This is a genomic window from Kitasatospora arboriphila, from assembly GCF_039528095.1.
GTDB lineage: Bacteria > Actinomycetota > Actinomycetes > Streptomycetales > Streptomycetaceae > Kitasatospora > Kitasatospora arboriphila.
This window is the reverse complement of record NZ_BAAALD010000184.1, coordinates 1-5,441: the sequence shown is the minus strand read 5'-3', so window position 1 is coordinate 5,441 and position 5,441 is coordinate 1. Positions and strand designations below refer to the sequence as shown.

Annotated in this window: 4 protein-coding genes and 1 pseudogene; 2 read left to right on the top strand and 3 right to left on the bottom strand. The window is 72.9% G+C overall.

The features are described from left to right. Both ABD353_RS39050 and ABD353_RS39045 read right to left on the bottom strand, forming a co-directional pair. Positions 1 to 431: pseudogene (locus tag ABD353_RS39050) on the bottom strand (molybdopterin-binding oxidoreductase); the annotation flags it as partial. Between the two features lie 65 nt (positions 432 to 496). Next, positions 497 to 907: a DUF6924 domain-containing protein gene (locus tag ABD353_RS39045; RefSeq protein WP_425555348.1), complete on the bottom strand. Its 411-nt coding sequence runs from the start codon at positions 905 to 907 to the stop codon at positions 497 to 499. A 543-nt stretch (positions 908 to 1,450) separates the two neighbouring features. Between ABD353_RS39045 and ABD353_RS39040 the strand changes: the two genes are divergently transcribed. Then, the gene (locus ABD353_RS39040) at positions 1,451 to 3,415 is read left to right on the top strand and encodes a transglycosylase domain-containing protein (RefSeq protein ID WP_344628480.1); all 1,965 of its coding nucleotides are present in this window, start codon (positions 1,451 to 1,453) and stop codon (positions 3,413 to 3,415) included. Positions 3,416 to 3,462: 47 nt separating this feature from the next. Here the strand turns inward: ABD353_RS39040 and ABD353_RS39035 are convergent, their stop codons facing one another. Continuing rightward, the gene (locus tag ABD353_RS39035; protein WP_344628479.1) at positions 3,463 to 4,722 is read right to left on the bottom strand and encodes a polysaccharide deacetylase family protein; all 1,260 of its coding nucleotides are present in this window, start codon (positions 4,720 to 4,722) and stop codon (positions 3,463 to 3,465) included. Between the two features lie 252 nt (positions 4,723 to 4,974). Here ABD353_RS39035 and ABD353_RS39030 point away from each other — a divergent pair, with 252 nt between their 5' ends. Then, positions 4,975 to 5,385, top strand: a complete 411-nt coding sequence (locus tag ABD353_RS39030) for a spore-associated protein A (RefSeq protein WP_344628478.1) — start codon at positions 4,975 to 4,977, stop codon at positions 5,383 to 5,385. The last annotated feature ends 56 nt before the right edge of the window (positions 5,386 to 5,441 follow it).

Here is a 5,441-nt window from a genome sequence, read left to right as displayed (position 1 = left end):
TCGGCGAGGCCCGCGGCGACGGAGGGCAGCGCGTCCGCGGCCCGGGCGGTGGGGCGCGAGGCGGCCGCCCAGACGCCGACGGCGCCGAACAGGGCGACGACGGCCGTGCCGAGGCCGGGGCGCCGCCGGGAGACCAGCCCGGAGAGGACGGCGACCACGGCCGCCACCGTGTAGATGCCGGCGAGCAGGGCGGCCTTGTCGTGGGTGCCGAAGGAGCGGATCGCGTACTCCTTGAGCCAGGTCGGGGCGAGGTCGATCGCGGCCGAGCCGACGGCGAGGACCGGGGAGCCGCCGGGGCCGGTGAACGCCGCGGTGAGTTCGCCCGCGGCCAGTGCCGGCCCGGCGGCCACCAGGCCCACCGCACCGGCGGCGCACGCCCGGCCGAGCCTCGCCCTGCGGCGGTCTGTCCGGTGGTCATGGTCGTTGCTCACAACCGGTATTCGGCCCGGCCGGTGGTGCGGATGGGTGCGAATTTCCCGCCCGGTGCCGCCGGAGGTCAGAGGTGTTCGAGGATGCCCTCCGGGTCCTCCGTCGCCGCCTCGGCGAAGTCCGCGAAGTCGAGGTTCGCGATCATCAGGTTGACGTGCACCTCGTGCACGGCGGCCGGGGACGCCCGGAACTCACGGGCCGGCGGGTCGTCGAGGACCTCCTCCTCGTCACCGGTGTCGAGGGCGAGCAGGGCGAGGCGGGCCGACTCCATCGTGGTCCGGTCGGCGAGGAACACCACCCCGAGGTCGGTGTCCCGGCCCGCCGCAGCGCGGACCGCCTCCGGCGTCGCCCCGGCCCACACCGGGTCGTCGACCGGGTGGACCTGGGCCTCGTACTCGCCGTGCGGTCCCCGGGCCCGGCTCGCCGCGGCCACCACCGCACGCCACGCGGCCGCGTCGGTGTAGTCGGTCCTGACGATCAGTGCGGCGGAGTCCTGACGATCAGTGCGGCGGAGTCCTCACGTCCGACGATCTCCGGCAGTTCCGTCACGGTGTCCCTCTCCCTCGGCCCGTCCGTCCGTCCGGACTCTCCCACCCGCCACCGACACCGCCCCCGGGGGCGGCACCGGCACCCGGGGTCAGCTGTCCGAGCAGGTCGGTACCGTCCCGGCGGGTACCGACACACGACGGACGAGGTGGGCGCGACGGGAGCGAAGACGGCCGTGCCGGCCTGGGCGGACGGCCCGGTGGCCGAGGTGCTGCGGAACGCTCCGGCCGGCGGCGCCGACCGGGCGGCGGACCACGACGGCTGAGCATCCGTCAAGTCGACACCCCCGCCGGGCGGCATGGCGAAGATCACAAGGCCGGGACGGGGTGCATCGCGCGTCTATAGGGCGGGGGGTGACGTTGTCGTCGACGAATCGGAGCTGAGTGTGCGTGTCCCAGGACGGCGCCGGAGCGGTACTGCAGGATCGGGGAGGCGCCGGCGGCGGGCCGGAGCGCGGACGGGACGGGTCCGCCGGGTGCTCCGTCGGCTCCGGCCGGCCTACCCGCGGCCCGGACTGCGGGGCCTCCGGCGGTGGCTTCCGTCCTGGCGGCAGCTGCTGGCCGTCCTGCTGACCGGGGTGGCGGCGCTGGTCGGCACGGTCGTCTGGCTGTTCGCGACCACGCACGTCCCGGACGACCTCAACTCCTTCGCCACCCAGCAGAACAACGTCTTCTACTGGTCGGACGGCACCGAGATGGCCCGCACCGGCTGGGTGAACCGGCAGGAGGTGCCGCTGGAGAAGGTGCCGGAGTCCGTCCGCTCGGCGGTGCTCGCGGCGGAGAACGCGACCTTCTACTCGGACGCGGGCGTCTCCCCCACCGGCATCACCCGGGCCGTCTGGGCGATGGTGACCGGAGGCGACACCCAGGGCGGCTCGACGATCACCCAGCAGTACGTCAAGAACATCTACCTGACCCAGGAGCGCGACCTCTCGCGCAAGGCCAGCGAGATCGTGATCGCGGTCAAGCTGGACCACCGGCTGAGCAAGGACGAGATCCTGGCCGGCTACCTCAACACCAGCTGGTTCGGCCGGGGCAGCTACGGCATCCAGCGGGCCGCCGCCGCGTACTACGGCAAGGACGTGTCGGCGCTGAACCCGAGCGAGGCGGCCTTCCTCGCCTCGCTGCTCAAGGGCGCCTCGCTGTACGACCCGTCGCTGGGCAAGGACAACCACCAGCGGGCGGTCGAGCGGTGGTCGTGGGTCCTGGACCGGATGGTGGAGACGGGGAAGCTCTCGGCCGCCGAACGCGCCCGCTACACCGCCTTCCCCGAACCGGTGGCACCGCCGGTCGCCCGCGGCCTCGGCGGCCAGACCGGGTACCTGGTGGACCTGGCCGAGAGCTACCTGGTCTCCCATTCGGCGATCACGCCCGCCCTGCTCGACCTGGGCGGCTACCAGATCCGCACCACCTTCGACCGGCAGCGCACGGCCGATCTCACCGCCGCCGTGCAGAGCGCCGGCCCCCGACTGGACCCGGCCCGGGAGGCCGACCGGCACGCGCGGATCGGCGCCGCCTCGGTCTCCGCGGACGGACGGATCCTCGCCCTGTACGGCGGGCCCGACTACCTGAAGCAGGGCTTCGACAACGCCAACACCTCCAACGTCCCGGTCGGCACGGCCTTCACCCCGATCGTCTACGCGGCCGCCCTCGACCAGGGCGTCCGCAAGGGCCGGGAGGGCGGCCGGAGCCCGGTCGCCCCGGCCACCCGCTACGACGGCGGCGACGGGATCCCGGTGATGACGCCGGAGGGCCCGTACTGGGGGCGCGACGGCAAGATGGCGAAGACCGCCAACGACGGCCACAAGAACTGGGGCAGCATCAGCCTGCGCGACGCGGTCGCGCAGTCGGTGAACGGCCCGATGATGCAGCTCGGCATGGACGTCGGCCTGGACCGGGTCCGTACGACCGCAGCCGGGCTCGGACTGCTCCCGGACACCCTCGGCGACCTGGTGCCGTCCTTCTCGGTGGGCAACTCCCGTCCCAGCGCGATCCGGACGGCCTCGGCCTACGGCACGTTCGCGGCCGGCGGGATGCACACCGACCCGTACTCGGTGGTGTCGGTGACCCGCAACGGCACGCCGGTCGTGCTGATCCGGCCGGCTCCCTTCCGGGCGCTGCCGGAGCAGGTCGCGGACCGGGTCGACGAGTCGCTGAGGGACGCCGTCCGCTCCGGCAGCGCCCGTGAGGCCGCCGCGGCGGGCCCCGGGGCGGCGGGCAAGACCGGGACGACCGAGGACCGCACCGCCGGCTGGTTCGTCGGCTACCAGGGGCAGGTCGCCACCGCCGTCACGGTGTTCCGGATGGACGCGACGAGCATGCAGCTCCTCCCGCTGGACGGCCTCGGCGGCTCGCCCGCCACGGACCCGGTCTCCACCTACCCGACCCGGATCTGGACGGCCTACGCCCAGCAGGTCACCGCCGCCCGGACCGGCCGGTAGGCCGTCCGCCCTCCGGGACCGGGCGGCACCCGGTCCCGGAGGAGCGGCTACTTGACCAGGGCGGACCAGTCGGCGGGCTGTGCCGGGTCGAGGCCGCGCAGCCGCTCCAGCACCTTCGGGTCCTGCGCGTCGAGCCAGTCGGCGAGTTCCTTGAAGGAGACGCAGCGCACGCCCTCGCGCTTGCAGACGCCCTTCACCACGTCCTCGATGGCCTGCATGTAGATGCCGCCGTTCCAGGTCTCGAAGTGGTTGCCGATGAACAGCGGTGCGCGGCTGCCGTTGTAGACCCGCTCGAAGCCGTTGAGGTAGCCGTCGCGGGTCTCCCGCTCCCAGGCCTGGTACTTCTTCGGATCGCCGTTGGTGCTCTCCCCGGACTGGTTGGCGAGGAAGTTGAAGTCCATCGACAGGACCTGGGTGGGCTTGCCCGGGTAGGGGACCATCTGCAGCGGGAAGTTCCAGATGCCGTCCTTCTTGGCCGGCCATACCTGGAACTCGCCCGGCGAGCTGGCGTCGTACCGGAACCCGGAGGCCTTCTCGGCGGCGAGCAGGTTCTTCTGGCCCTCCAGGCAGGGGGCGCGGCCGCCGACCAGCTCCCGGGTGTAGTCGAACGGCAGCGCCGGGACGTCCTTCATCCCGGTGTTGGTCTTCCAGTCGGTGACGAAGGAGCGGGCCTGGTCCAGCTCGCTCTGCCACTCCGCGACGCTCCAGTCGCCGCCGCCCTTGGGGCCGCAGAAGTGGCCGTTGAAGTGCGTGCCGATCTCGTTCCCGTCGACCCAGGCCTGCCGCACCTGTTCGAGGGTCGCCCGCAGGTGGGCGTCGGTGGGGAAGGATATGTCCGCCTTGCCGACCGCGTGCTGCGGCGGGTGGTACAGCGACCGCTTGGAGTTGGGCACCAGGTAGATGCCGCTGAGGAAGAACGTCATGTGGGCGTCGTTCTCCTGCGCGACCTTGCGGAAGTGCGAGAACAGGTGGTCCTCGTTCTCCAGTGCGCCGTCCCAGGAGAAGACCACGAACTGCGGCGGCTTCTCACCGGGTTTGAGCTTCTCGACCGGCGGCCGGTTCGGCTGCGGCCCGGTGTCGGAGGTGGAGCCGTCGCCGATCGACCGGACGACGCCGTCCCAGGTCGGCGAGGGCGACGGCGCGGGCGTCCGGGTCGGCGGCGCCGTGGCCGTCGCGCTGCCCGCCGCGGCGGCCGGGACGGCGCCCGCGGACTCCCGGTCGCCGTCGGAGCCCGGCAGCAGCGCCACGGTGACGGCGCCGGCCACGCCGACGGCGAGCAGGCCGGCCAGGCCGCGTGAGGTTCTCATCCTCGTCCTCGTTCCTCGGGGGCAGCCGGGGCGGCCGGCTGCGGTACGAGCGGGCCGGCCTCGGCGGCCGCGTCCGCGGACCGGTCACCCGTTCGACCGTCCCTGCATGGACAACGCTCCTGACCTGGTGTCAGGTTGCAGCCGAACCGGACGAGATCCGTCCGGCGGCCGTCGGGGCCGTAGCTGAACGATCTTGGCCGCTGCTATCGTGCCCACGTCAGATTCGGTCAGGGATATGCGAATTGGAGATTCATGCGCACGTCACAGCGGATAGCCGCCCTCGCGCTCAGCGCTCTGGGCATGGTCGCGGGAACGGTTTCCGTCGCCGCTCCGGCCGAGGCGGCCACGACGCCGAGCGGCGCCTGCGGCAGCGGCTACTACCAGATCGACCACCACGCCCTCGGCACGGTGGCCGACATCTACCTGTTCTACAACGGGTCGAGCAACTGCGCCGTCACCTGGGTGCGGAGCCCGAACGGCACCAGGACGTACGACCTGCGGGTGCAGATCATCCGGCAGAGCGACCTCGTGGAGTCCCCCGACTGGGGCTACTACAAGTTCTACGCCGGCCCGGTGAAGCTCAGCGCCAAGAACACGTGCATCTCGTGGGGCGGGCAGGCGGAGGGCATCCGCTGGGCGTCCGACTGGGAGCACTGCGGCTGATCGGTGAGCGGCCCCGCAGGCCCAGACCCCCGGGAAGCCGCGCCGATCGGCGCGGC